Consider the following 3,019-nt stretch of genomic DNA (forward strand, 5'->3'; position numbering starts at 1 on the left):
TCTATTAGTAAAGGGTTTTATAAGGGGGTTAAAAAGAGCGGATTTGGTATAATGTCCCAACGTACCGCATCATAGATTTCTCTCGGTTTTAAACAGCCGGTTAACACCATTAAGACAACACCGATTAAAGAACTGATGAGAATGGGTAACCAGTTAAAGGCTGCACTAACCACAACTCCTAAACAGATACCAATAGCGATCGCAGCTTTATCTCTTCGGAATGCTTCTACATCTCGTTGTGTTAGCAATAGTAGGTTACGATTGATTTGTAAACCTAATAAGCTTTCCTTCGGACCACTCACCAAGAGAACATCACCAAATTTTAAGCGGATGTCATTCAGGCGTTTTTGGGTAATGGCTTGTCCGCGATGGACTGCTAACACTGTTACGTTATAACGTTGGCGAAAACGTATTTCTTTAACCGTTGAACCAATGAGATTGGAATTAGAAGGAATGAGAACTTCGGCAACGCTTTCGTTTTCTAAGCTAAGTTGTGCTTCTAAAGACTTTTTCTTACGGATAAACTCTGGTAAGAGTTCAAGGTCTTCTTCCTCCTTAATTTTCAATAAATCCTCTTGATTGGTCTTAACGAGAAGGACGGAACAAGGTTGTAATTTTTTATCCCATAAAGGTTGATGAAAACGGGTATTGTTAGCAATAATTTCCAAGACATCCAGATCGAATTTATGGTTTAGCTTACTCGAATCGAGGGTTTTCCCTACTAAATTAGATCCATGTGGAATCAAAATCTCACTCATATAATCTTTCAAACCGTAGTTTTGATTGAGAAGATTATCAGTGGTTTTTTTTCGACTCGGTAACAGGGGCGGAGCTAAAAAAGCGAGATAAATTAGACCAATAGTAAAAGTAATTAATCCGATTTGAGTAAATTGGAACAAGCTAAAGGTTCCGTATCCGAGTTGTTCCGATAAACCACTGGCTAATACATTGGTTGATGTTCCAATAACCGTAATCATCCCGCCTAAAATAGCTGCATAAGATAGAGGTATTAATAATTTGGAAACCGATACTTTTTGTTGGCTACACCATTGTTCAATGATGGGTAAAAAGACAGCAACAACAGCAGTATTATTAATGAAAGCAGTGATAGGACCAACAATTATGCCGAGGGTTAATATTTGTTGAGAAGGACGTTTTCCACCCCACTGTAAGACAAGATCACTAACAATTTGAATAGCTCCTGTACGAGCGATCGCAGCACTAAGAATAAACATTGCCATGACAGTCATGGTAGCAGAGTTACTAAACCCTGAGATACTTTCTTCTGGTGTTACTAAACCGAAAACTGTTAGGAGTAAGGCGACAATGATAGCAACAATATCGGAGGGAAACCATTCAACAATGAAGAGAAAAAGTGCAAGAACAACAATAGCGAGTGTTAAAAATATTGTCATTCGTTTACTGACCTTGCGTGAATTTTTCCTTTTTGTATTTAGCTGCAGAGCCATCCGTATTTTTTTCAATACAAGGAGACTCGGAAGGCTTATTCATCTGTTCTATGAAAGTAAAAATAGGATAATTCATGAGTAGTTCTCTCAAAACTCTTCAAATGTTCAACTGTATATACTTTCGCTTCTTAAACTTAAACTCAAGTGATTAGCTCATTAGATTTTTTTCAGAAAACTTGGCATTTTTCTTTTCATAATTTAAGTTAATTTTCAGTTTCTTCTCAGATTTCGGGGCAGACTAATATCTTGCACCAGTATAGAAAAACTTAAATTAGTTAGCAGTCAGCATTCAGCAGTCAGCGTTCATAGCAGTTTTCAATTGGATGTATCAAAATCTCGGTTTAGTGAGGTGGGGAGTATTTTTCTTTGAGTTTGTAATCTATGCAAATGAAAATTGCTATCAGCGTTTAGCAGTCAGCATTCAGCGTTTAGCAGTCAGCATTCAGCATTCAGCATTCCTTTAATCTTACTCACAGTAGATGATAGGGATTGATATTTTTCAGCTGATGGCTGATAGCTGAACGCTTACAAACTAGCCAGTTTTATCGAAGGTGCAAGATGTGGGGAGACATTCCTTTTCTCAACATCACCGCTACACCCTCAAATTTTCCCTAGATACAGCAATTTGCAAGTTATTGAAGTACACTTTAGAAAAATTATCTGTTCCCTGTTCCCCAAAGTGATAAATTTTTGCACCTTATCAAGTCGTAAATTGCTGTAGGAATCACGACCAAATAATTTATATCAAGAAACAAATGAAACAAAAAATCCACTTCATCTCTGGATTACCACGTTCCGGTTCAACCTTATTAGGAGCCTTACTCAACCAAAACCCTCGCTTTTATGGAGGAATGTCTAGTCCCGTGGGAAGTCTAGTAAACCGACTATTAGAGGCGATGAGCGAAAATAACGAATTTTCTGTCTTTATCACCCCTGAACAAAAACGAGCATTAACCTTAAATATTTTTTCCACATTCTATGAGGCAGAAGCAGAAAAAGAGGTCATCTTTGACACCAACCGTCTCTGGTGTAGCAAATTATCCTTAATTCACGACCTATTCCCCGATGCTAAAGTTGTTTGCTGTGTGCGCAATGTAGCTTGGATTATGGACAGTGTTGAACGATTAGTGAGGAAAAATACTTTTGAGGCGTCCCGCTTATTTAGCAATTCAGGGGAACGTTCTACAGTTTACACTCGCACGGAAGCTTTGAGTCAGGGAGGCAGATTAGTGGGATTTGCTTATAACGCTCTCAAAGAAGCGTTTTATAGCGAATACAGTTCCTCATTACTCTTAGTAGATTATGACATCTTAGCCCAAGCTCCCGGTAAAACCCTGTCCCTGATTTATCAGTTTTTAGAAGAAGAACCCTTTTCCCATGATTTTGAGAATGTGGAGTATCAAGCAGATGAGTTTGATAATCGACTGAATACCAAAGGATTACATCAGGTACGCAGAAAAGTAGAGTTTCGACCCCGTCAGACGGTATTACCCCCAGATTTGGTATCTTCTCAAAAAGCCAGGGGTCACTCGCTGCGAAAACTTAGGCCA

2 protein-coding genes are annotated in these 3,019 nt (G+C 38.5%); one reads left to right on the forward strand and one right to left on the reverse strand.

The features are described 5' to 3' along the window. Positions 1-17: 17 nt before the first annotated feature. On the reverse strand, positions 18-1,415 hold the full coding sequence (locus P9B04_RS18570) for an SLC13 family permease (RefSeq protein ID WP_342056464.1): 1,398 nt from the start codon (positions 1,413-1,415) through the stop codon (positions 18-20). Between the two features lie 809 nt (positions 1,416-2,224). Here P9B04_RS18570 and P9B04_RS18575 point away from each other — a divergent pair. Further along, positions 2,225-3,019 (forward strand): sulfotransferase family protein (locus P9B04_RS18575; RefSeq protein WP_342056465.1); only part of this gene is annotated, 795 nt, incomplete at its 3' end.

Origin of the sequence: Crocosphaera sp. Alani8 (assembly GCF_038442745.1) — a bacterium.
Classification (GTDB): domain Bacteria; phylum Cyanobacteriota; class Cyanobacteriia; order Cyanobacteriales; family Microcystaceae; genus Crocosphaera.

What these genes read in the sequence shown, in the direction of transcription:
- P9B04_RS18570 (WP_342056464.1), bottom strand. Translation starts at nt 1,415, where the DNA reads ATGACAATATTTTTAACACTCGCTATTGTTGTTCTTGCACTTTTTCTC.